Annotated in this window: 25 protein-coding genes and 1 riboswitch; of the genes, 13 read left to right on the forward strand and 12 right to left on the reverse strand. The window is 72.1% G+C overall.

Annotated features, from left to right (window positions below):
* Window positions 1-79: 79 nt before the first annotated feature.
* The 6 genes from ACFWWR_RS16620 to ACFWWR_RS16645 form a co-directional block, all read right to left on the reverse strand.
* Window positions 80-844: an urease accessory protein UreD gene (locus ACFWWR_RS16620; RefSeq protein ID WP_383867052.1), complete on the reverse strand. Its 765-nt coding sequence runs from the start codon at window positions 842-844 to the stop codon at window positions 80-82.
* The gene (gene ureG, locus ACFWWR_RS16625) at window positions 841-1,518 is read right to left on the reverse strand and encodes an urease accessory protein UreG (protein WP_217242033.1); all 678 of its coding nucleotides are present in this window, start codon (window positions 1,516-1,518) and stop codon (window positions 841-843) included. Before ureG ends, ACFWWR_RS16620 begins: the two co-directional genes overlap by 4 nt.
* A 167-nt stretch (window positions 1,519-1,685) precedes the next feature.
* On the reverse strand, window positions 1,686-2,360 hold the full coding sequence (locus tag ACFWWR_RS16630) for an urease accessory protein UreF (RefSeq protein WP_383867054.1): 675 nt from the start codon (window positions 2,358-2,360) through the stop codon (window positions 1,686-1,688).
* Window positions 2,361-2,373: 13 nt separating this feature from the next.
* Window positions 2,374-4,095 carry an urease subunit alpha gene (locus ACFWWR_RS16635; protein ID WP_383867056.1) on the reverse strand — a complete coding sequence of 574 codons (1,722 nt, stop codon included), beginning with the start codon at window positions 4,093-4,095 and terminating at the stop codon, window positions 2,374-2,376.
* Window positions 4,088-4,399: an urease subunit beta gene (locus tag ACFWWR_RS16640; RefSeq protein ID WP_383867058.1), complete on the reverse strand. Its 312-nt coding sequence runs from the start codon at window positions 4,397-4,399 to the stop codon at window positions 4,088-4,090. The genes ACFWWR_RS16635 and ACFWWR_RS16640 overlap by 8 nt, the downstream gene beginning before the upstream one ends.
* 15 nt (window positions 4,400-4,414) lie before the next feature.
* Window positions 4,415-4,717 (reverse strand): urease subunit gamma, encoded by a 303-nt coding sequence (locus ACFWWR_RS16645; RefSeq protein ID WP_010988499.1) that lies wholly within the window; start codon window positions 4,715-4,717, stop codon window positions 4,415-4,417.
* 157 nt (window positions 4,718-4,874) lie between these two features.
* Here ACFWWR_RS16645 and ACFWWR_RS16650 point away from each other — a divergent pair, with 157 nt between their 5' ends.
* Window positions 4,875-5,264: a hypothetical protein gene (locus ACFWWR_RS16650; protein WP_384303863.1), complete on the forward strand. Its 390-nt coding sequence runs from the start codon at window positions 4,875-4,877 to the stop codon at window positions 5,262-5,264.
* A gap of 713 nt (window positions 5,265-5,977) precedes the next feature.
* Here ACFWWR_RS16650 and ACFWWR_RS16655 read toward each other — a convergent pair.
* Window positions 5,978-6,256, reverse strand: coding sequence for a type II toxin-antitoxin system Phd/YefM family antitoxin (locus tag ACFWWR_RS16655; RefSeq protein WP_383867062.1), 279 nt, complete (start codon window positions 6,254-6,256; stop codon window positions 5,978-5,980).
* A 63-nt stretch (window positions 6,257-6,319) separates the two neighbouring features.
* On the opposite strand from ACFWWR_RS16655, the gene ACFWWR_RS16660 reads away from it, so the two are divergent.
* The 4 genes from ACFWWR_RS16660 (at window position 6,320) to ACFWWR_RS16675 (ending at window position 8,958) form a co-directional block, all read left to right on the forward strand.
* Window positions 6,320-6,955: an ATP-dependent Clp protease proteolytic subunit gene (locus ACFWWR_RS16660; protein WP_384303865.1), complete on the forward strand. Its 636-nt coding sequence runs from the start codon at window positions 6,320-6,322 to the stop codon at window positions 6,953-6,955.
* A gap of 7 nt (window positions 6,956-6,962) precedes the next feature.
* Complete coding sequence (locus ACFWWR_RS16665; protein ID WP_383867066.1) at window positions 6,963-7,268, forward strand: hypothetical protein; 306 nt, start codon at window positions 6,963-6,965, stop codon at window positions 7,266-7,268.
* Window positions 7,269-7,605: 337 nt separating this feature from the next.
* Window positions 7,606-7,817, forward strand: a riboswitch (cyclic di-AMP (ydaO/yuaA leader).
* A 3-nt stretch (window positions 7,818-7,820) separates the two neighbouring features.
* Entirely contained in the window at window positions 7,821-8,294 is a 474-nt protein-coding gene (locus ACFWWR_RS16670; RefSeq protein WP_383867068.1) for a C40 family peptidase, read from the forward strand.
* Between the two features lie 100 nt (window positions 8,295-8,394).
* Window positions 8,395-8,958 (forward strand): DUF6328 family protein, encoded by a 564-nt coding sequence (locus tag ACFWWR_RS16675; RefSeq protein WP_384303868.1) that lies wholly within the window; start codon window positions 8,395-8,397, stop codon window positions 8,956-8,958.
* Window positions 8,959-8,999: 41 nt separating this feature from the next.
* Here the strand turns inward: ACFWWR_RS16675 and ACFWWR_RS16680 are convergent, their stop codons facing one another.
* Window positions 9,000-9,458, reverse strand: coding sequence for an ATP-binding protein (locus ACFWWR_RS16680; RefSeq protein ID WP_383867070.1), 459 nt, complete (start codon window positions 9,456-9,458; stop codon window positions 9,000-9,002).
* A 213-nt stretch (window positions 9,459-9,671) separates the two neighbouring features.
* Between ACFWWR_RS16680 and ACFWWR_RS16685 the strand changes: the two genes are divergently transcribed.
* Window positions 9,672-10,532 (forward strand): helix-turn-helix domain-containing protein, encoded by an 861-nt coding sequence (locus ACFWWR_RS16685; protein WP_383867072.1) that lies wholly within the window; start codon window positions 9,672-9,674, stop codon window positions 10,530-10,532.
* 9 nt (window positions 10,533-10,541) lie between these two features.
* Window positions 10,542-10,772, forward strand: a complete 231-nt coding sequence (locus ACFWWR_RS16690) for a DUF397 domain-containing protein (RefSeq protein WP_383867074.1) — start codon at window positions 10,542-10,544, stop codon at window positions 10,770-10,772.
* Between the two features lie 42 nt (window positions 10,773-10,814).
* Here the strand turns inward: ACFWWR_RS16690 and ACFWWR_RS16695 are convergent, their stop codons facing one another.
* A complete protein-coding gene (locus tag ACFWWR_RS16695) occupies window positions 10,815-11,942 on the reverse strand; it encodes an 8-amino-7-oxononanoate synthase (RefSeq protein ID WP_383867076.1) in 1,128 nt (375 codons plus the stop codon).
* A gap of 167 nt (window positions 11,943-12,109) precedes the next feature.
* Here ACFWWR_RS16695 and bioB point away from each other — a divergent pair, with 167 nt between their 5' ends.
* From bioB to bioD, 3 genes are read left to right on the forward strand one after another with little or no spacing between them, the layout of a single operon-like run.
* On the forward strand, window positions 12,110-13,273 hold the full coding sequence (gene bioB / locus ACFWWR_RS16700; protein WP_384303871.1) for a biotin synthase BioB: 1,164 nt from the start codon (window positions 12,110-12,112) through the stop codon (window positions 13,271-13,273).
* Entirely contained in the window at window positions 13,266-14,546 is a 1,281-nt protein-coding gene (locus ACFWWR_RS16705; RefSeq protein ID WP_383867080.1) for an adenosylmethionine--8-amino-7-oxononanoate transaminase, read from the forward strand. The genes bioB and ACFWWR_RS16705 overlap by 8 nt, the downstream gene beginning before the upstream one ends.
* Window positions 14,547-14,559: 13 nt before the next feature.
* Window positions 14,560-15,276 carry a dethiobiotin synthase gene (bioD, locus tag ACFWWR_RS16710; protein ID WP_383867082.1) on the forward strand — a complete coding sequence of 239 codons (717 nt, stop codon included), beginning with the start codon at window positions 14,560-14,562 and terminating at the stop codon, window positions 15,274-15,276.
* Here the strand turns inward: bioD and ACFWWR_RS16715 are convergent.
* Window positions 15,273-18,041 carry a LuxR C-terminal-related transcriptional regulator gene (locus ACFWWR_RS16715; RefSeq protein WP_384303874.1) on the reverse strand — a complete coding sequence of 923 codons (2,769 nt, stop codon included), beginning with the start codon at window positions 18,039-18,041 and terminating at the stop codon, window positions 15,273-15,275. The genes bioD and ACFWWR_RS16715 overlap by 4 nt on opposite strands.
* 220 nt (window positions 18,042-18,261) lie before the next feature.
* On the opposite strand from ACFWWR_RS16715, the gene ACFWWR_RS16720 reads away from it, so the two are divergent.
* Both ACFWWR_RS16720 and ACFWWR_RS16725 read left to right on the forward strand, forming a co-directional pair.
* Window positions 18,262-18,948 carry an esterase/lipase family protein gene (locus ACFWWR_RS16720; RefSeq protein ID WP_383867182.1) on the forward strand — a complete coding sequence of 229 codons (687 nt, stop codon included), beginning with the start codon at window positions 18,262-18,264 and terminating at the stop codon, window positions 18,946-18,948.
* A gap of 83 nt (window positions 18,949-19,031) precedes the next feature.
* Window positions 19,032-19,721, forward strand: coding sequence for a class I SAM-dependent methyltransferase (locus ACFWWR_RS16725; RefSeq protein WP_384303877.1), 690 nt, complete (start codon window positions 19,032-19,034; stop codon window positions 19,719-19,721).
* Here ACFWWR_RS16725 and ACFWWR_RS16730 read toward each other — a convergent pair whose 3' ends face one another.
* Both ACFWWR_RS16730 and ACFWWR_RS16735 read right to left on the reverse strand, forming a co-directional pair.
* Window positions 19,722-20,096, reverse strand: coding sequence for a fic family toxin-antitoxin system, toxin component (locus ACFWWR_RS16730; protein ID WP_384303880.1), 375 nt, complete (start codon window positions 20,094-20,096; stop codon window positions 19,722-19,724).
* A gap of 4 nt (window positions 20,097-20,100) precedes the next feature.
* Complete coding sequence (locus ACFWWR_RS16735; RefSeq protein ID WP_383867088.1) at window positions 20,101-20,376, reverse strand: toxin-antitoxin system HicB family antitoxin; 276 nt, start codon at window positions 20,374-20,376, stop codon at window positions 20,101-20,103.
* Window positions 20,377-20,591: 215 nt separating this feature from the next.
* Here ACFWWR_RS16735 and ACFWWR_RS16740 point away from each other — a divergent pair, with 215 nt between their 5' ends.
* On the forward strand, window positions 20,592-21,425 hold the full coding sequence (locus ACFWWR_RS16740) for an ABC transporter ATP-binding protein (protein WP_384303883.1): 834 nt from the start codon (window positions 20,592-20,594) through the stop codon (window positions 21,423-21,425).

A 21,425-nucleotide genomic window follows, 5' to 3' on the forward strand; every position in this document is an offset into this window, starting at 1 on the left:
GAGAACAGGGGTTGTTGACCTTCTTTGCCAATCCGATAACCGGACTGGGACGTTCGCTCGGCGGATCCTGAACCCGTCCTCAGCCGAGGGACGTCAGCGCCTCGTCCAGGATCCGCCGAAGCTTCAGCGCGTCCGGCGCCACGGCGGTCACCAGGGCAGCGGGCCCCACGAGCGGTACGATCGCGGCACCCTCTCCCAGCACCTGCGCCGCCACCGGCTCGTTCGCGAACTCCGGTCGTACGACCACGACTTGGCCGACAGCGCGATGCCCCGCGAGCACGGCGGGCCCGTCCCAGCCACCCGGTGCTCCGGGCCCGCAGGACAGCTCCTGGTCCAGCACGGTACGCCCCGCGACCCGGACGACCAGACGGCTGCCGAGCCGCCCCGGTTCCTCGCCGGCCCGCCCGAGCACCTGCTCCTCGCGCAGCACGAGCCGGGCCGTCGCACCGAGTTCGACGCGCGTCGTGACGTACAGGTCGCTGCCGTATGCGGAGATCAACTGCTCGGGCAACCAGTGCAGTTCGCCGCCGTCGGCGACGGTGAGCCGGACGTCGTAGCGGGACTCGCCCTTGGCCTGGCCCGGCAGCGCGATGGTGGCGGCGGCCGACCCGACGCGCAGCCGGGCCCCGGCCTCCACCCCGGCCTCCACCGTGAAGTGGTCGCCGCCGAGCGGCCCGCTCATCGCACCGACGATCATGACGTGCGCCTGACTGCCGATCCCCCGGGTCCGCCGCAGCGCCAGCGGCCCCTCGCCCTCCAGGACGGGCAGGGACGTACCGCCGCGGCCGTCGTCCCGCGCGAGCATCCGCGCGGTGGCCCGCACCCCTGTCACGGCCGCGGTCATGCCGTCCACGCGGCGAGCTGCGCCCGCACCCAGGCGGCGACGTCCCGCACACCGGCCTCGGTCCTGAGCGACTGGAAGACGACCGGCAGTTCGGCCCGCTGCGCCTTGGCGTCGGCCGCCATTCGGGCAAGGTCGGAGCCGACGTAGGGGGCGAGGTCGGTCTTGTTGACGACGAGGAGGTCGGCGGTGGTGACGCCCGGGCCGCCCTTGCGCGGAATGTCGTCCCCGCCGGCGACGTCGATCACGAAGATCTGCGCGTCGACGAGCCCCCGGGAGAAGGTGGCGGTGAGGTTGTCGCCGCCGGATTCGACGAGGATCAGGTCCAGTGGGCCGACCTCGTCCTCCAGGTCCTCGACCGCTTCGAGGTTGGCGGAGATGTCGTCCCGGATCGCGGTGTGCGGGCAGGCCCCCGTCTCCACGGCGGTGATCCGCTCGGGCGGCAACACGGCCTCCCGGAGCAGAAACTCGGCGTCCTCGCGCGTGTAGATGTCGTTGGTGACGACGGCGAGGGACAACTCGTCGCGCAACGCCCGGCAGAGCGCGGCGACGGTGGCGGTCTTCCCGGACCCCACGGGCCCGCCGAGCCCGATCCTCAGGGCGCGGTGCGAGCCGTCGGGGCGGTGGGCGTCGGCGCTGACGGCGGCGGGGCCGTCGTGGGAGTGGTCGAGGTGCATGGGGCGGCTCCTTTTGCACGAGGTCGGCTGTATCCAGCCCGTCCGGCGTTTGAGGACGAGGCCCGTTCAGGGCCGACGGGGTCCAGGGGGCGAAGCCCCCTGGCGGGGTCGAAGGGGCAGGGCCCCTGAGGACGGGACGGGTAGGGGCGGCGGGGGCGAACAACCTCCTACGACGCGAAGAGCCGTACGGGCCAGGCGGCATGCACCTCGGCGGAGATCTCCAGCAGCGGAGCGGAAGCCGCGGGCAAGGCATCCACGCCCTCGTCGACAGCCCTCCGTGCCGCCTCCACCGCCTGATCCGCGACGCGGTCCAGCTCCGGCGCCAGCCGCGCCAGCGCCCGGGTCGCGTCGAACGGGTCCAGACTCAGCAACCGCACCGTGGCCGACGCCGGCCCACTGACGCTCTCGTACGCCGCACAGTAGGCGGCGTCCAGAGCCCCCAGTCCCGCCGCACGTGCCGTGAGTCCGAGCACCACCGGCTGGTGCGCCCCCTTGGGGAACTGGCGCGCCAGGGCGTCGAGTTCCTCCGACGGCCAGGTCGCCCGGGCCGCCCGCATCAGCTGGCGGCCCAGCTTCCGCGCGGCGACCCGCAGCGCGGGGGACGGCGTCCGCGCGTCAGCGGCCGCGTCCAGCTCCACCGGCTCCACGCCGAGTACGGCCGCCGCGGCCAGCGACGCGGAGACGCGCCCGGCCGTGTGCAGCCGCCCCCGGCAGAAGTCCTCCAGGCTCGCGGCGCCGGTGACGCGCCCGGCCTTGACGGCCGCCTCGGCACCGCCGGAGTGGGCGTGCCCGCCGGCGGGGAAGCGGCCGTCGGCCAGAACGAGAAGTGCTGCTCGTGACATCGGATCCGCGCCGTCAGAAGAGGAAGTAGCGCTGGGCCATGGGCAGTTCGGCCGCCGGAGTCGCCTCGACCAGCTCCCCGTCGATGTGCACGGCGAAGCTGTCGGGATCGACCTGGACGCGGGGCCGCGCGTCGTTCTCCCGCATGTCGGCCTTGGTGACCCCCCGCGTCGACTCGATGGCCACGAACCTCTTGCCGAGCTGGAGTCGCTCCGGCAGCCCGTCCTCGATGGCGAGCGGCGCCACGAAGTTGAAGGAGTTCGACGCGGGCGCCCGCCCGATCGCACCGAACATCGGACGCGGCAGGATCGGCTGCGGGGTCGGGATGGAGGCGTTGGCGTCGCCCATCTGCGCGTACGCGATCTGCCCGCCCTTGACGACGAGGTGCGGCTTGACCCCGAAGAACGCGGGCTCCCACAGCACGAGGTCGGCGAGCTTACCGGTCTCGACCGAGCCGACCTGGTGGGCGAGGCCCTGCGCGACGGCCGGGTTGATCGTGTACTTGGCGACATAGCGACGTACCCGGTGGTTGTCCGCGCGTCCGTCGCCGGGCAGTGCGCCCCGCCGTCGCTTCATCACATGGGCCGTCTGCCAGGTCCGCATGATGACCTCGCCGACCCGGCCCATGGCCTGCGCGTCGGAGGAGATGATCGAGATGGCGCCCAGGTCGTGGAGGATGTCCTCCGCGCCGATCGTGGAGGGCCGGATCCGGGACTCGGCGAAGGCGAGGTCCTCCGGGACCGCCGGGTTGAGGTGGTGGCACACCATCAGCATGTCGAGGTGTTCCTCGGCGGTGTTGACGGTGAAGGGGCGGGTCGGGTTCGTCGAACTCGGCAGCACGTGCGGCTCGGACACCACGGTCATGATGTCCGGCGCGTGCCCGCCGCCCGCACCCTCGGTGTGGTAGGCGTGGATGCCGCGTCCGGCGATCGCCGCGAGGGTGTCGCCGACGAATCCGGCCTCGTTCAGCGTGTCGGTGTGGATGGCGACCTGGATGCCGGTGCGGTCGGCGACGGTCAGCGAGGCGTCGATGACGGCCGGGGTCGAACCCCAGTCCTCGTGCAGCTTGAGGCCGAGGGCGCCGCCGCGGATCTGGGACAGCATCGCCTCGTGGGAGACGGTGTTGCCCTTGCCCAGGAGGCCGAAGTTGACCGGGTACTCCTCCATGGCCTCCAGCATCCGGGCCAGGTGCCAGGGGCCGGGCGTCACGGTCGTCGCCTTCGAGCCCTCGGCGGGGCCGGTGCCCCCGCCGATCAGCGTCGTGACGCCCGAGGACAGCGCCTCGTCGGCGATCTGCGGGCAGATGAAGTGGACGTGCGCGTCGATGGCTCCGGCGGTCAGGATCCGTCCGTTGCCGGCGATGATCTCGGTCTCGGGGCCGATGACCAGGTCGGGGTGGATGCCGTCCATGGTGTCGGGGTTGCCGGCCTTGCCGATGCCGGTGATCCGGCCGTCGCGGATGCCGACGTCGGCCTTGATGATCCCCCAGTGGTCGATGATCACGACACCGGTGATCACCGTGTCCGGGGTGCCCTCCGCGCGCGTCGCACGCGACTGGCCCATGGACTCGCGGATGACCTTGCCGCCGCCGAAGACGGCCTCGTCTCCGGCGAGCCCGGGACCGCCGGAACGATCCTCCTCGATCTCGACGAGCAGGTCTGTGTCGGCGAGCCGGATGCGGTCGCCGGTGGTGGGGCCGAACAGGTCGGCGTACGCGGCACGCGAGATCTCAGGCATCGAGGGCACCTCCGGTCTCCCCGCGCAGTCCGGGCACCACACGGGCACCGGTGAGCGGGACGAGTTCGACGTCGACGGGGATCCCGGGCTCGAAGCGCACGGCGGTGCCGGCGGCGATGTTGAGCCGCTTGCCGTGCGCCGCGGCGCGGTCGAAGTCCAGACCGGGGTTGGCCTCGGCGAAGTGGTAGTGGGAGCCGACCTGGACGGGCCGGTCGGCGGCGTTGAGGACGGTGAGCGAGGTGACCTCGCGGCCCTCGTTGTAGACGATCGGGTCCTCGGCGAACAGGATCTCTCCGGGAATCACGGCGGCTCCTTCCCGTCAGACGATCGGGTCGTGGACGGTGACGAGCTTGGTGCCGTCCGGGAAGGTCGCCTCGACCTGGACGTCGTGGATCATCTCGGGAATGCCCTCCATGACGTCGTCACGGGTGAGCAGCTTGCGCCCGGAGGACATGAGCTCGGCGACCGTACGGCCGTCACGCGCGCCCTCGAGGATGTGCGACGTGATGAGCGCGACCGCCTCGGGATGGTTGAGCTTCAGCCCGCGGGCCCGGCGCTTCTCGGCCACGTCGGCCGCCACGTGGATCAGCAGCCTCTCTTGCTCGTGCGGGGTCAGTTGCACGTCCCACCTCACAGTCCTCGCTCCGGACCGTGCGGGGTCCGGCTGCCGCAGCCCCGGGGCAAAGTCCCTGGTGGCATGGATCGGCAGGCTAGTTGGGCGGGGTTTCAAGCAAGTTAACCGAGCTGTGATCGTTCAGGCCTCTTTCGGGGGTGACCACATGCTGATCAACGCGCGTAGTCTCCCCCTGTGGGCGTCCGCCTGGCCCGCGGCCCGCACCGCATCCCGCGACCTGCCGCTCGGAGTCGCCGGGCCGATCGCCACGACGGCCCGGGTCGAGAAGCGACGCACGCAGCGGGAAGGCACGTTCGAGATCCACCGCTACGCCGACGAGGCCGTCGCCCGAACCGCCATCGAGCACCGAACCGTATACGGCGCGGTCGTGGCCACCGACCGGGGGACCGAACTGCTGACCGCCTGCGCGGCGAGCCCGTTCGTGGCCCAGACGCTCCAGCAGACGATGATCAGGCAGGCCGCCGCCTCGGGGGCGCGGATCGAGACGTCGACGTGGTGGCCGTCCCGGGGGCGGATCCGCGGGGCTCGGCACTGAACGCGAGCGTGCTGTCGCTCGCCCTGGCGGGGATCGCGGCGGGGTCGACGGTCGGCTCCTGGGGCTGCGCGGCTTGCGGGCCGCCGGCGCACTGGTCGGAGCCACGGTCCCGATCGGCGTGGGGGCCGCCGCCGTCTCGCACAACTGGCTCGACGTAATCACCGGCAGCTGGGCGGAGCGGGCTCCTTCGCCCAGGCGACACTGGCTGTCAGCGCGGCGGTGGCCGCTCTGGCCGCCCTCGTGGGCCCTGCCGGTATCGGAATCGCCGCGAGCGTCGTGATGCTGTTCGGCAACCCGTCCCCGGGGCGGCCACCGTGCCGCGGATGCTGCCCGAGCCGGTGTGCACGATCGGCCGGTGGCTGCCGCCGGGCGACGGAGCCGGTGGGCATGATCGGCGGGTGGGCCGCCGCCGGGCCACGGAGCCGGTCGGCACGATCGGCCGGTGGGCCGCCGCCGGGCGCGAGGACGGCCCCGCTGCGCTCGGTGTGGGTCTTCGCCGGGGCGGCAGTGACCGGCCCCGCCCTCACGCTGACCCGGTGGGCGGCGCTGGGCTTGGGCGCCGTGCTTCTCGGCGGTGCGCTCAGGGCGCGTGCGCTACGGGCCGAGCCCGCACCCGCGCGGGAGCCGGTGACCGCCGGCCGCGCCGGCCCGACCTGTACCCCCGCCGAGACGGACGAGGGCGCACGGTCTTGTCGTACGCCCCCCAGCACCCCTCAGGAGGCGCCGGACCCCCGGTGGTGTGCCGCGATGCCGAAGCGCTGTTGTTCGCGGGAAGCGGACGCCACCTCGCGGACCGAGGAGACCGCGCTGACCACCTGCTCCTCAGAGGGCTCCTGGAGTTCCTCCAGCCGTTCGAGGTCGGCGGCGGAGACCAGGGCGACGAGGGGTTTGCCGTGTCGTGTCACGACCACCCGCTCACCGCCGTACACCACCCGGTTGATCAGGTCGGCGAGTTCAGCCCTGGCTTGCGTCACCGGAATCTCATAGGCCATACCCCCATCATAACGTCACGTACATCCTGTACATTTTTCACAGACGCCGAAGGAGGGGCTCCCATGACCCGACCGTCCGCCCGTCACGCCCTGCCCGAGTTCACCGAACGCACCGCTTCCGGTACGAGGACGATGGATCCGTACTCGAAGCTGCTGGAGGAACGGATCGTCTTCCTCGGGACACCGATCGACGACATCTCGGCGAACGACGTGATGGCTCAGTTCATGCACCTGGAGTACCAGGACCCGGACCGCGACATCGTGCTGTACATCAACTCCCCCGGCGGCTCGTTCAGTTCGATGTCGGCGATCTACGACACGATGCAGTACGTCAGTTGTGACGTGGAGACGACGTGCCTGGGGCAGGCCGGTTCGTCGGCCGCCGTACTGCTGGCCGCGGGGACGCCCGGCAAGCGGAGCCTGCTGCCGGGCGCGCGCGTGGTGATCCACCAGCCCGCACTGTCCGAGCCGATGCAGGGACAGGCGAGCGACCTGGCCATCCACGCCGCCGAGTTGACGCGGGTGCGGTCCCGCCTGGAGGAGATGCTCGTACGGCACACCGGGCGCAGTCCGGAGCAGGTGAACGCCGACATCGAGCGGGACAAGATCTTCACCGCGCAGGAGGCACTGGAGTACGGGCTGGCGGACCGGATCATCCCGAGCCGCAAGACCTCGCCCCCAGCCCCCGGCCAGGGGTGAGCCACCGATGCTGCCCGATCTTCCGCCACTGCCCGCCCTGACGCGCGCCGAGGGCGAACTGATCGACCGTTATCTCGACGTGGTCGACCTGCTCGGCCGGATCAACCCGGCCCGCCCCGGCGACACGTACAGCGGGCTGCGGGCCGCGCAGGCGCTGGTCACCAAGGCGGTCGAGCTGCGCGACGCGCTGGCGCTGATGCACCGTCGGGGCGAGAGCGAAGTGCACGCCGACACGCTGGCGCGTGCGCTGCGCGTGCTGGACGGGGAGCGCCGTACGAATCGCGTCGCACTGCCGCCGCTCACCGACAGTTGACGCACCCACAGCCGTTCCGGACGCGCCGCCCTCCTGAGGAGCGTCCGGGCTCGTGTCGGAATGGACCAAACGGCGTACCACCATTTGGTGTAGTTGCGCGTCCATTTACAGGCCCCCTGAGGTTGCGCAACGCGCGTGACCCAAGGGCGGAATGAGTTGTTCCGGTGCTGGTCCGAGCGTCCTCGGGTCCCTCGACACTCCTTCGAACACAGGGGTGTCCACCCGAACGGGTGAGTGGTGAGTAACAACACAAACCATCGGTTCCGTTGGGATTTTCGGACATCAGTGAGCCAAGATCCCTGTCTGACGACAAGCCCCCGCCACAGCGGCGGGGCGATCCGGGCGGACGCCGAGTCCTGCCGCTGCCCGGATGACCGGTCGACAGGAGTGGATCGGCAGGAGTGGAGGACCCAAGCACGACGGGTCGCCGGAACGGTCACGCCATGACCGGGCCGAGCTTCCCTTGGGGTGAAGCCGCAGCAGCGGCCGGGCAACTTCGCCAGCCCGAATCCGACAGGTCATCCTTCACAGGCGGCTGACGAAGGGTTGCGCATGACTGCGCTCAATCGTGTCCCGTCGCTCATGGTCCGGGCCGGCACGGCCTCGGCCCTCACCATCGCCGCGGTGAGCGGCTCCGTCGTGGTTCCGGGTGTCGCCTCCGACGCCGCGGCCGCCACGCCGGCGACGAAGGCACTTCAGATCGCCGCGTCCAAGAAGGGCTCCCCGTACAAGTACGGCGCCACCGGACCACGCCGTTTCGACTGCTCCGGGCTCACGCTGTACTCGTTCAAAAAGGCGGGCAAGAAGCTCCCCCGGACGGCGGCCCAGCAGTACAACAAGACGCACCACATCTCCTCGAAGAGCCGCAAGGCCGGGGACCTGGTGTTCTTCCACTCGGGTTCGAGCGTCTACCACGTCGGCATCTACGCCGGGAAGGGGAAGATCTGGCACGCCCCGAAGACCGGGGACGTGGTGCGACTGCAGAAGATCTGGACGAAGAGCGTCTGGTACGGCCGGGTCAAGTAGACCCACCCGCTAGGGGGCGGCGGCGACCTGACCCGCCGCCGCCCCCTTCCGGGGCTCCCCGGGGCGCGTGACACGGGCTGAGATGGTTACTCGTTCATCCATGGCCGACCACAGTCCCTGCACCGCACGCAACGAGACCCCGCTGGAGCGCGCCGACCGCAATTTCGGCGAACTGCTCCAGGAACTGCGCGTGACTCAGACCGGAGTGCAGATCCTCTTCGCCTTCCTGCTGACCCTGGCCTTCACGCCGCGCTTCCCGTCCCTCGACACGGTCCAGCGCACCACGTACGTCGTCACGCTTCTGCTGGCGGTCCTCGCGGCGGCGCTGTTCACCGCACCCGCCGCCCTGCACCGCTCGCTCTTCCAGAAGGGCGCCAAGGCCCGCATCGTCCAGGTCTCCTCACGGCTGGCCACCCTCGGCATGGGGGTGCTGGTGCTCGCGTTCACCGGGTCGGTGCTGCTCGTGGTGGACGTGACGACCGGACGGACCGGCGGGCTGGCCGCGGGCGGGGCGACCCTGCTCGTGTGCCTGGGACTGTGGTGGCTGCTCCCACGGCTGGTGCAGCGGGCCGTACGGACCGACGCGCACCGGTCAGCCGTCAGGCCGCCCACAGTGGTGCGGGGAGGAGCACCGCACTGGGAGCTGTCGGCGCGCCGCAGGTGACCCGCTCGACGGGCCCGGAGCATTCGTGGACCACGGCCTGCCTACGGCTCCTGCTGCCCCGCCGCCGGAACCGGCTCGGCCGGTACGGTCCACGGCACTTCGATGGAGACGGTCTTACCCCCCTCGCGGGTCGGCCGGACTCTGAGCTTGCCGCCGCACTCGGCGGTCAGCCAGCGGATGATCACCATGCCGCGGCCGTTGTCCTGCTGGACGGCGGCGGGCAGGCGTTTCGGAAAGCGCGGGTGGCTGTCGGTTACGCCGATGCGCAGGTGTTCGTCACGGTCGAGCGCGATGTCCACCGTGAAGGTGGGTGACTGCCCGAAGGTGTGCTGTACGGCGTTGGTGGCGAGTTCGGAGACGATGAGGCGGATGGTTTCGGCCACTTCCGTGCCCTCCGGCAGACCCCACTCCGCCAGGGTTGCGAGCACGTAGGAGCGGGCGGCGGAGACCGAGGCTGGATCGCTCGGCAGAGTGACGGATGATTCCAGGTGGTCTGCCATGACGACGTCGTCCCTTTCCCACGGGACCGCAGTCCGACACGAAGGCGGAGGTTCGAGTACGGTCCCGGACTGGTGCTTCGTCGCCAGAGTGCCATTACCGGGGCGGTCACGGGTGGCGATCCACCAAGATATGCATATATCTGTCGCTCGAAGCGGTGAACTCTGCGACGACAGACCGTATTTGGGTGCCTCGGTTGGAGTAAGGAGTAGCCCATGCAGCACGGTCCCGCGGTGCGCCGCCGAAAGCTGGGCGCCGAACTGCGTGCGCTGCGCACCGGTGCGGGGCTCACCAGCGGTGAGGCGGCCCGGCTGGTGGGCTGGCACCAGTCGAAGGTGAGCCGGATCGAGACCGGCGCGAGCGGGGTGAAACCGGCCGATGTGCGGTTACTCCTCGACGCCTACGGGGTGCACGACTCGCAACCGCGAGAGTTGCTGCTGGCGTTGGCGGGCTCCGACGAGAGCGGCGGCCGGCACCACTGGTGGCACGCGTACCGAGGCGTACTGCCGCCGACCTACCGGGACTTCATCAGCCTGGAGTCGCAGGCCGGCGCGATGCGCACGCTGGAGACCACGGTGGTGCCCGGGCTGTTGCAGACAGCGGAGTACGCGCGCGCGGTGACGAAGGCCGCGGTGGACGGGCTGGACGACGAGAAGTTGGACGCCCTGGTCGAGGTGCGCCTGGCCCGGCAGGACGTGCTGCGTTCGCATCCGCCCCTGGAGTTGAGCGCCGTCCTGGACGAGGCGGTGCTGCGGCGGGAGGTCGGCGGCCCCGGCATCATGGCGCGGCAGCTGGCGCGGCTGGTCGAGGCCGCGCGCCTGCCCCAAGTGCGGTTGCAGGTACTGCCGTTCGCGGCCGGAGCGCACATCGGCGTCACCGGGCCTTTCGTTATCTTCTCATTTTCGCGCACATCTGATCTGGATGTGGTTGTTCTCGACCACTTGACGAGTAGCCTCTACCTCGAACGGAAAGAAGACCTCCAGGCCTACACGGAGGCCTTCAACGCCCTTCAGTTCCACGCCCTTTCGCCCAAGGACTCGTTGGACTACATCGCCGCGACAGGTGACGGCGCGTAAGGAGGCACCATGTCCGTACTGCCTCGGCACGTAACTTCTCCCACCGATCTGCACGGCCTGCGGTGGCTGCGCAGCAGTTACAGCACGGGAGCGAACAACTGCGTCGAGACCGCCCGGCTCGTGGCCGGGCGCTCGGCCGGACTGCTCGCCGTGCGCGACTCGAAGAACCCGGCCGGACCCGCGCTGCTCTTCTCCCCCGAGAGCTGGGCGGGTTTCACGGCCGAGGTGCACCACATCTGACCGTTTCCGCCCGGGCGCGACGCACGGCCGTGCCACGCCGACTCACGGTCGCGTCTCGCCGATCACCCGTACAGCGCGTTCGATCTGCCCGTCGGAGAGGTCCGCACGGGCGGTCAGCCGCAGCCGGGAGATGCCGTCAGGCACGGAAGGAGGACGAAAGCAGCCCACGGCCAGCCCTCGCTCACGACAGTCGGCCGCCCAGCGCACGGCCCCCTCCGGGGACGGTGCGCGCACGGAGACGACCGCGGCGTCCGGACGTACCGCCTCCAGACCCGCGGCGCTCAGGCGTGCGTGCAGGTCGGCGGCGACCGCGCGGGCCCGCGCCGCCCGCTGAGGCTCGCGGCGCAGCAGACGCAGGGCCGCCAGGGCCGCGCCCACCGCCGCGGGGGCGAGGCCGGTGTCGAAGATGAAGGTCCGGGCCGCGTTGACCAGGTGGTCGATCACCCGGGCGGGGCCGAGGACGGCACCGCCCTGGCTGCCGAGCGACTTGGACAGCGTGACCGTCACGACGACGTCGTCGGCGCCCGCGAGCCCCGCCGCGTGCGGGGCGCCGCGGCCGCCTTCACCGAGGACGCCGAGGCCGTGGGCGTCGTCGACCACCAGTCCCGCGCCGCGCTCCCGGCACGCCTCGGCGAGCCCGGCCAGCGGGGCCGCGTCGCCGTCGACGGAGAAGACCGTGTCGGACACGACGACGGCGGGGCCCTCGTGCGTCCTCAGCGCCTTGCGTACGGCGTCCGGGTCGGCGTGCGCGACGACCTGGGTGGTGCCGCGGGCCAGGCGGCAGCCGTCGATCAGTGAGGCGTGGTTGCCGGCGTCGGAGACGATCAGCGAGCCGTGCGGGGCCAGCGCGGTGACCGCGGCGAGGTTGGCCGCGTACCCGGAGGAGAACACCAGGGCCGCCTCGAAGCCGCAGAAGTCGGCCAGTTCCTGTTCCAGCTCGTGGTGGAGTTCCGTGGTGCCGGTGACGAGCCGGGATCCGGTCGAGCCGCCGCCCCAGGTCCGCGCGGCCCGCGCGGCGCCCTCGGTGACCTCCCGGTGCCGCGCCAGGCCCAGGTAGTCGTTGCTCGCCAGGTCCAGGAGCGGTGAGTCGGAGGGGCGGGGGCGCAGCGTCCGTACGAGTCCGGCGCGGCGGCGCAGCTCCGCCTGCTCGTCGATCCAGGCGAACGCCATCGGCCCTCCAGGGAATGTGTAGGCACTGCCAGCGATTTGTAGGCAGTGCACAGACACTAGCGGGGCGACCAGGCACCCATGATGTGGCAATACCCACACGTCGAAGCGCCTCTGTTGTCCGAACTCTCCTTGGCCCGGGGCGCCTCCGTAAGACAGGATCGGCTCTCATGGACCTGCTGAACACGCTGGTGGACAAGGGGCTTCGGCGCGAGCTGCCGACCCGCGAGGAGGCGCTGGCCGTCCTCGCCACTTCCGACGACGACCTGCTCGATGTGGTGGCCGCGGCCGGCAAGGTACGCCGGCACTGGTTCGGCCGACGGGTGAAACTCAACTACCTCGTCAACCTCAAGTCGGGCCTGTGCCCGGAGGACTGTTCCTACTGCTCCCAGCGGCTCGGCTCCACCGCCGGCATCCTCAAGTACACCTGGCTCAAGCCCGACGACGCCTCGAAGGCCGCGGCGGCCGGGTTGGCCGGAGGCGCCAAGCGGGTGTGCCTGGTGGCCAGCGGACGCGGTCCCACCGACCGGGACGTGGACCGGGTCTCCGACACCATCAAGACGATCAAGGACCAGAACGAGGGCGTCGAGGTGTGCGCCTGCCTCGGTCTGCTCTCCGACGGACAGGCCGAGCGGCTGCGCGAAGCGGGCGCGGACGCCTACAACCACAACCTGAACACGTCCGAGGAGACGTACGGGGACATCACGACCACGCACACGTACGCCGACCGGGTGGACACCGTGCAGAAGGCCCACGCGGCCGGGCTGTCCGCCTGCTCCGGGCTGATCGCCGGCATGGGCGAGCGCGACGAGGACCTGATCGACGTGGTCTTCTCACTGCGTGAGCTGGACGCGGACTCGGTGCCGGTCAACTTCCTGATCCCGTTCGAGGGCACGCCGCTGGCCAAGGAGTGGAACCTCACCCCGCAGCGCTGCCTCAGGATCCTGGCGATGGTCCGGTTCGTCTGCCCGGACGTCGAGGTGCGTATCGCGGGCGGCCGTGAGGTCCATCTGCGGACCATGCAGCCGCTCGCCCTGCACCTGGCCAACTCGATCTTCCTGGGCGACTACCTCACCAGTGAGGGCCAGGCCGGCAAGGCCGACCTGGACATGATCGCGGACGCCGGGTTCGAGGTGGAGGGCACCGACCAGGTGACGCTGCCGGAGCACCGCAGGGGCGGTTGCGGCTCCGAGGAGGCCACCGGGTGCGGGTCCCAGGAGGGTGGCGGTGCGTGCGGTTCCGCTCCGGCCGCCGCGCCGGCGGGCGAGGCCCGTACGGACCTGGTCGCCGTACGCCGCCGAGGCGCCGGAACGGACCTCGCGCCCAATGCCTGACCTGACCGTCCCCCAACTGCTGGAGCTGGACCGGCGGCACGTCTGGCATCCGTACGGTCCGATGCCCGGCCGGCAGGAACCGCTCGTCGTGGAGTCGGCGAGCGGGGTACGCCTGACGATGGCGGACGGCTCGGGCGAGCTCGTCGACGGCATGTCGTCCTGGTGGTCGGCGATCCACGGCTACAACCACCCGGTGCTCAACGAGGCCGCGCGCGAGCAGCTCGGGCGGATGAGTCACGTGATGTTCGGCGGGCTCACCCACGAGCCCGCCGTACGGCTCGCGAAGCTCCTTGTCGACATGTCGCCCGCCGGTCTGGAACATGTCTTCCTCGCCGATTCCGGGTCGGTGTCGGTCGAGGTCGCGGTCAAGATGTGCCTGCAGTACTGGCGCTCGCTGGGACGGCCTTCCAAGCAACGCCTGCTGACCTGGCGCGGCGGCTACCACGGCGACACCTGGCAGCCGATGTCGGTGTGCGACCCCGAGGGCGGGATGCACGGGCTGTGGTCCGGGCTGCTCCAGCGCCAGGTGTTCGCGGACCCGCCGCCCGTGGAGTTCGAGGAGTCGTACGCCGACCAGCTGCGCGCCCTGATCGAGCGGCACGCCGACGAGCTGGCCGCGGTGATCGTCGAGCCGGTGGTCCAGGGCGCGGGCGGAATGCGGTTCCACTCCCCCGCGTATCTGCGGGTGCTGCGCGAGGCGTGCGACGCGCACGGCGTACTGCTGGTGTTCGACGAGATCGCGACGGGGTTCGGCCGCACGGGCGCGCTGTTCGCGGCCGGGCACGCGGCGGTGACACCGGACGTGATGTGCGTGGGCAAGGCGCTGACCGGCGGTTATCTGACGATGGCGGCGACGCTGTGCACCTCGGAGGTGGCCGACGGCATCTCGAGGGGCGAGGTCCCGGTGCTCGCCCACGGCCCCACCTTCATGGGCAACCCGCTCGCGGCCTCGGTCGCCTGTGCCTCGATCGAGCTGCTGCTGGGCCAGGACTGGCTCGCGGAGGTCAAGCGGATCGAGGCGGGGCTGCGGGAGGGACTGGCGCCTGCTCTCGAGACGCCGGGCGTGAAGGACGTCCGCGTCCTCGGCGCCATCGGGGTCGTGCAGCTCGACCACGCCGTGGACATGAAGGCGGCCACGGAAGCCGCCGTGCGCGAGGGAGTGTGGCTGCGGCCGTTCCGCGACCTCGTCTACACGATGCCGCCGTACGTCACCGGCGACGGGGACGTGGCACGGATCGCGCGCGCGGTGTGCGCGGCGGCGCGCGAAGGATGAGCGGGAGTGTGACATGCCGGTACTGGTGATCACGGGCACGGGCACGGAGGTCGGCAAGACGGTGGCGACCGCCGCCGTCGCCGCGGCGGCGCTGGCGGCCGGACGGACGGTGGCCGTGCTCAAGGCCGCGCAGACGGGCCTGGGGCCGGACGAGCCCGGGGACGCCGCCGAGGTGGCGCGGCTCGCGGGTGCCGTGAGGGCCGACGAAGTCGCCCGGTATCCCGAGCCGTTGGCGCCGGCCACGGCGGCGCGGCGGGCCGGGCGGGCGCCGGTGCGTCCGCACGAGGTCGCCGAGGCCGCCGCCAAGCTGGCCGCCGAGCACGAGCTGGTGCTGGTCGAGGGCGCGGGCGGACTGCTCGTCCGGTTCGACGCGACGGGCGGGACGCTGGCGGACGCGGCCGGGCTGCTGGCCGCGCCGGTGCTGCTGGTGGCGTCGGCGGGTCTGGGCACGCTCAACACCACGGAGTTGACGGCCCGTGAACTGCGCAACCGCGGGCTCGACCTGGCGGGCGTCGTGATCGGCAGCTGGCCCGACGCACCGGATCTCGCCTCGCGTTGCAACCTGGCGGACCTGCCGGACGTGTCCGGCGCACCGCTGCTGGGGGCCGTGCCCGCCGGGGCCGGGTCCCTGGCTCCCGCCGCCTTCCGCACCGCCGCGCCGACCTGGCTGGCGCCGCGGCTGGACGGGACGTGGGACGCGCAGGCGTTCCGCGAACGGGAGGCTCCCTAGTCGCCGACTTCGCCGAGGAGCCTCACCAGTTCGATGCGGGAGCGGATGTCCAGTCGGGTGAAGACTCCCCGTAGATGGTGGTCGATCGTGCGCGGGCTGAGCGCGAGGCGGTCGGCGATCTCGCGGTTGGTGGCGCCCTCGGCGGCCATCCTGGCGACCAGGAGCTGCTGGGCGGTCAGGCGGGTGGTGAGGCCGTCGGGCGCGGTGGATGCGGGTGGACTCGGCGCGCCCAGGGCGCGGAGTTCGGTGCGGGCCTGGGCCGCGCAGTGCGGCGCGCCGAAGGAGTCGAACGCCTCCAGGGCGCTGTGGAGGCGGTCGCGTGCCTCGGTACGGCGGCGCAGGCGGCGCAGCGCGCTGCCGAACAACAGTTCCGTGCGGGCGCGTTCGAAGTCCCGGGTGCCGTGGGAGTGCAGTTCCAGCGCCTCGCGATAGTGCTCCACGGCCTCCTCGCCCGGCACCAGCAGGGCACGGCAGCGGGCACTGAGGGCCAGGTCGTCGGGGCTGAGCACGGCGCTCGCCCAACGGTGGTAGTCGGCGTGGGCGGCCCGGGCCACCCGGGTGTCGCCGGTGCGTACGGCGGCCTCCACGTAGTGCGGGGTGGCCAGGTGCCGGATGGCGCGGTGGCCGTGGCCGGGCCCGAATCCGGCGAGGGCGCGCAGCCGGGCCGCCGCCGCGGCGAAGCGACCACTGCTGAGGTCGAGGTAGGCGAGCGCCCACTGGGCGAGGGCGGCGGGCAGGCCGAGGCCGCGGGCGAGGGCGTACGACCGTGCGGTGGCGGCGCGTTCGCGGCAGACGTCCGCGTCGCCGGTGATCGCCGCGAACATGGCGAGCGCGGCCTGCAGATGGCACGCGCCGTTGTCCTGGCCGGTGGCGTACGCCTGCCCCAGCGCTTCCGCTGCGGCGGCTTCCCCGGCGCGGGGGCGCCCTGTCCAGAAGTCGGCGTACGCCCGGAACTCCATCGCCTGCACGACGGTGGCCGTCGCGCCCCGCGCCCGGGCCGAGGCGGCCGCGCGGAGGGTGGCGGTGGCGGCCCCGGTGTGGTCACCGAGCAGCAGCGCGGCGATACCGGCGTGCATCAGCAGGGTGGGGTCCCCGCCGGGACCGCACCGCCCGGCCGCCGCCATCAGCAGGTCCCGCGCATCCTCGTACCGCCCGTCGAAGGCGGCGGCGAGTGCTCCGAGCGTGCCGGGGGCCACGATCCCCAACCGGTCGGCGGCACGGGCCGCCTCCCGGCAGCGGCGCAGGTCGCCGGTGTAGATGGCGGCTTCGGTGGCGCGGGCGAGGAGACGGGCGGCCGGACCAGGGGCGAAGGGGTAAGCGGTGACGAGGTCGGGGGCGCCGTCCGCCGCGTCGGCTCCATCCGGGACGGGCGGGGCCGCGGTGCCCACGCCGGCTCCGTGGGGGACGCGCGGGGCTGCGGTGCCCGCGCCGGCTCGTCCCGGAACAGGCGGAGCTTCCGAGCCCACACCCGCCCCGCCCGAGACACGCGGAACCACAGAGCCCGCACGCACTCCGTCCGGGACGGGCAGAGCTGCGGCGCCCGCGCCGGCTCCGTGAGGGGCGGGCGGGGTTGCGGATCCCGCACCCGCTCCGTCCGGGACGCGCGGATCTGCGGAGCCCACACCCGCCCCGCCCGAGACACGCGGAACCACAGAGCCGGCACGCACTCCGTCCGGGACGGGCAGAGCTGCGGCGCCCGCACCCGCTCCATCCGGGACAGGCGGACCTACGGCCCCCGCACCGACTCCCCCCGCAACACGCGGAGTTGCAAACCCCGCAGCCGGCACCGGGGGCACGGCAGCGTGAGCCGCGGTGTCCGGGGCGTGAGCCCCGGTGGACGGGTGGTCGGTGGGGACCCGTGTGGCCCGCGCCCCGTGCTCCTGCCCGCCATGTGCCGCCGATGCGGACGGCGTGCGGCTCGACTCGCCCCGCGCGTCCGCACCTTCGGCCCCGCCGGACGGGACCTCCGGGTGTTCGCCCCCGCCCTCACCTGCCTCGGACCCCCGCAGCACCGCCGCCCCCAGCAACGCGTCGAAGGCCTCGGACGCGTTGCCCGCCCGCAGGGCGAGGACGCCGGTCAGGGCCTCCTCGGGGCCGGCGGCGGCAAGGCGGCGGGCGCGGTCGCCGTCGCCGGACTGCCAGGCGCAGGCGGCCGCGAGGGCGAGCAGACGGGACTGGTCGCGGGCATCAGGGCTGAGTGCGGCCGCGCGTTCGGCGAGGGCCCGGGCCGTGGTGAGGAGGCCCGCGTCGTGCGCCTGGCGCGCCGCGGCCCCGAGTTCCGCCGCGAGCCGGGCACTGGGGCCGAGTGCGCCCGCGCCCCGGTGCCAGGACCGGCCGGGCGTCTCGCCGTCGCCGCACAGCACACGGGCCAACAGCCGGTGGGCTTCACGCCGGTCCGCCGGGGAGCCGGTCTCGTACGCGGCGATCATCGTCCACGCGTCGCGGAAGACGACCCCGCCCGCCGTCGCCTGCGCGACCCCGGCCGCCTCTGCTGCCTCCAGCGGCCGGGTGTCGAGGCGGGCGGCCGTGACGGCGCGCAGGAAGGCATGGGTCGGGAGCGGGTACTGGTCCGCCGCCGCGAGGAGCAGGAGCAGGCGGGTGTCGTCGGGCAGCGACTGGATCCGAGCGCGGTGTGCGCGCAGCAGCGTGGGGGCCAGTTCGGCCGGTTCCGTCGGCAGCGGGTCCAAGCCGGCCGACTGCCGTTCGGTGAGCCGCGGCATGAGTTCGGCGGCGGCGCGCGGATCGCCGTACACGGCACGCAGCACCCGTACGCGGACACCTTCGGGGAGCGCGGGAGCGGACCGCTTGCACGTGTCCGTGAGTCGCGGTGGCGAAGTGCGGTCGAGCGGCGGGGGGTTTACCGGTGTCACCACACCCTTGACGTTACTGGCGAGTTAATTCACACGTAAAGACCGGCGATCTCGCCGATGCGGCGCGCGAGGACCCCACCGGACACTCCTGGCACCCCCACCCGCTCCAGGAGGCATCATGCGCCGTAAGCCTCGCATCGCCATGGTTCTGTCCGCCGTGACCGCATCGCTCCTCGCGTCCCTCACGCTCGCCGCGACTCCCGCCGAGGGAGCGACCCACAACCCGATCGTCTTCGTGCACGGCTTGAGCAGTTCGGCGAGCAGTTGGGACGACTGGATCGCCGACTTCAAGGCCGACGGCTACACGTCCGCGGAACTCACCACCTGGTCGTACGACTGGACCAAGTCCAACGCCTCCACCGCTCAGCAGCTCGCGACCCAGGTCAAGAACGTGCTCGCGAGGACGGGTGCCACGAAGGTCGACCTGGTCGTGCACTCCATGGGCGCGCTCAGCTCCCGCTACTACCTCAAGAACCTCGGTGGGACGGCGTACGTCGACGACTTCGTCTCGGCCGCCGGTGTGAACCACGGCACGAGCGTCGCCGGGTGGTGCTCGTGGCTCTACACGTCGTGCACCGAGCTGAAGACCGGCAGTTCCTTCCTCGCCGCCCTCAACTCCGGCGACGAGACGCCGGGCAGCGTCTCCTACGCCAGTTACTGGTCGAACTGCGACGACGCGCTCACCCCGGACACCAGCGCGATCCTCAGCGGCGCGACGAACGTCGAGGTCGGCTGCGTCTCGCACAACGAGATGAACAACGACTACGGCGTCTACCAGCAGGTGCGGAACTTCGTCCAGTGAGACGGACGGAGTGAACTCGCGGGGGTGCGGCGGGCCCGTACGGGGGACAATCCTGGTGAGGCCCGCCTGCCAGGGAGGTTGCCATGCCGCTGCGATCCGCGCGATCCGGCAGGGTGTCCCGTGATCCCGTCCACCACCCGCTGTTCGCCCGGTGTTACGCCCGGGTCAGTGTGAGCGCCGAGACCAGGATGGGCATGGCCGGGGTGCGCGAGCGGCTGCTGGCCGGGCTGTCCGGGCGGGTCATCGAGATCGGCGCGGGCAACGGCCTGAACTTCGCGCACTACCCGGGCACCGTCTCCGAGGTCGTGGCCATGGAACCGGAGCGCGTGCTGCGGAAGTTGGCCGTGGAGTCCGCCCTGCGCTCCGAGGTGCCCGTCGACGTGGTGCCGGGCGCGGCGGAGGCGCTGCCGGTCAAGAGCGAGGCCTTCGACGCGGCGGTGGTCTCGCTGGTGCTGTGCAGTGTGCGGGACGTGCCGCGGGCCCTCGGTGAGATACGGCGGGTGCTGCGGCCCGGCGGCGAGGTGCGGTTCTTCGAGCACGGCAGGGGCGGCGGCCGGGCGATGACCCTCACCCAGCGCGCGCTGGACCGCACACTGTGGCCGCCACTGAGCGGCGGCTGCCACGTCGCCCGGGACCCGGTCGGCGCACTGCGCGACGCCGGGTTCGAACTCGGCCCCTACCGGCGGATGTCGATGCCCGAGAAGGGCCCGCGGCTGCCCACCTCGTACTGCGTCCTCGGCACCGCGTGGCGCCCCGCGCTCGAGGAGCCGTGATCACAGGGTCCACCGGCGCAGTTCCTGGGCGATGTCGTACACGGACGCCTCGCCGCTCTTGACCAGCCGGGCCAGTTCCCTCACCTGCTCGGGCGAGGTGACGACCTTGAGGCCGCCGGCGACGAGATAGGCGTACGCGACGGCGCAGGCGAAGAGGGCGTTGGAGCGCTCCAGGGCCGGGACGTGGATGAGCAGCTGGAGCAGTGCGGCGGCACGCGCGTGCGGGCTGTCGTAGACGGGGATGTCGAAGATCTCCGCCTCGTGGCGGGCGACGGCGGCGACGAGTGCGCCCCAGTCGGTGATCTGAGGATCGCCCGGGATCTTGTGTTCGACGACCATGAGGAGCCAGGCGAGGTCGATCCGGAGGTCGCTCAAGGGATCAGCGGCGACCTTCGTCAGAGCCCTCGTGTTCGTCTCCCGCTGTCGCCTTCACCCGAGCGGGGGTACCCCCGTCGAACTCCTCGGCGAACACGGACTCGTACTGCTTCATGAAGTCGGCGGCGGCTTCCACGAAGGTGTGGCCGACCTCGCCGGTGTCCTGTCTGACCAGTTCCTCGATGTAGCGGTTGACGCTCACGCCGCGGGCATGGGCGCGTTCGCGGGCGGCGCGGGCGGTGCCCTCGTCGACTCGCACGTTCAGCTGGGTCTTGGCCATGCTTCGAAGCTAGCGCCGTGGTGCTAGCACCCGCAAGAGTGCCCACGCCGCGCCCGAGTGCGGAAGGTGCCCCTTACACCGGTATCAGGGACCCGACCTGGGGCGGAGGGCGACTCGGCCCCACGAGGGATACCGGGTGTGGGCCGGATCACACTACCCTCGGCCGGGACGACCAGTGCGCGACCGCCAGGAGCGACCAGGAGGAGGAGACAGCCTTGTCCACACCCGCTGCTCAGCACGTGCCGGGACAGGCCCCGGCCGACGGGATCGCCGCCCGCGCCCGCGGCCTGACCAAGGCGTACGGCTCGGGCGAGACGACCGTGCTGGCCCTGGACTCGGTGGACGTGGACATCGCGCGCGGCCGGTTCACCGCGGTCATGGGCCCGTCCGGCTCCGGGAAGTCCACGATGATGCACTGCCTGGCCGGGCTCGACACCGTCTCGGCCGGACAGGTATGGCTCGGCGACACCGAGATCACGGGCTTGAAGGACCGCGAGCTGACCCGCCTGCGCCGGGACCGGATCGGGTTCATGTTCCAGTCGTTCAACCTCATTCCGACACTGAACGCGGCCGAGAACATCACCCTGCCCATGGACATCGCGGGCAAGAAGCCCGACGAGAAGTGGCTGGACCAGGTCATCGACACGCTCGGGCTGCGGGACCGGCTCAAACACCGGCCGTCCCAGCTCTCGGGCGGCCAGCAGCAGCGCGTCGCGTGCGCGCGGGCGCTCGCCTCCCGGCCCGAGCTGATCTTCGCGGACGAGCCGACCGGCAACCTCGACTCGCGGGCGGGCCTCGAAGTCCTCGGGTTCCTGCGGGAGGCCGTCGACCAGCTCGGGCAGACCGTCGTGATGGTGACCCACGATCCGGGCGCGGCCGCCCACTCCGACCTGGTGCTCTTCCTCGGGGACGGGCGGATCGTGGACGAGATGGAGCGGCCGACGGCGGAGGGGGTCCTGGAGCGCATGAAACGCTTCGACGTGAGCCGGGCCCCGTTCAGCGCCGAGGACGGGGGCACCTCGTCCGACGTCACCCTCGACAAGGACTGA

This window comes from Streptomyces sp. NPDC058678, from assembly GCF_042714835.1.
GTDB lineage: Bacteria > Actinomycetota > Actinomycetes > Streptomycetales > Streptomycetaceae > Streptomyces.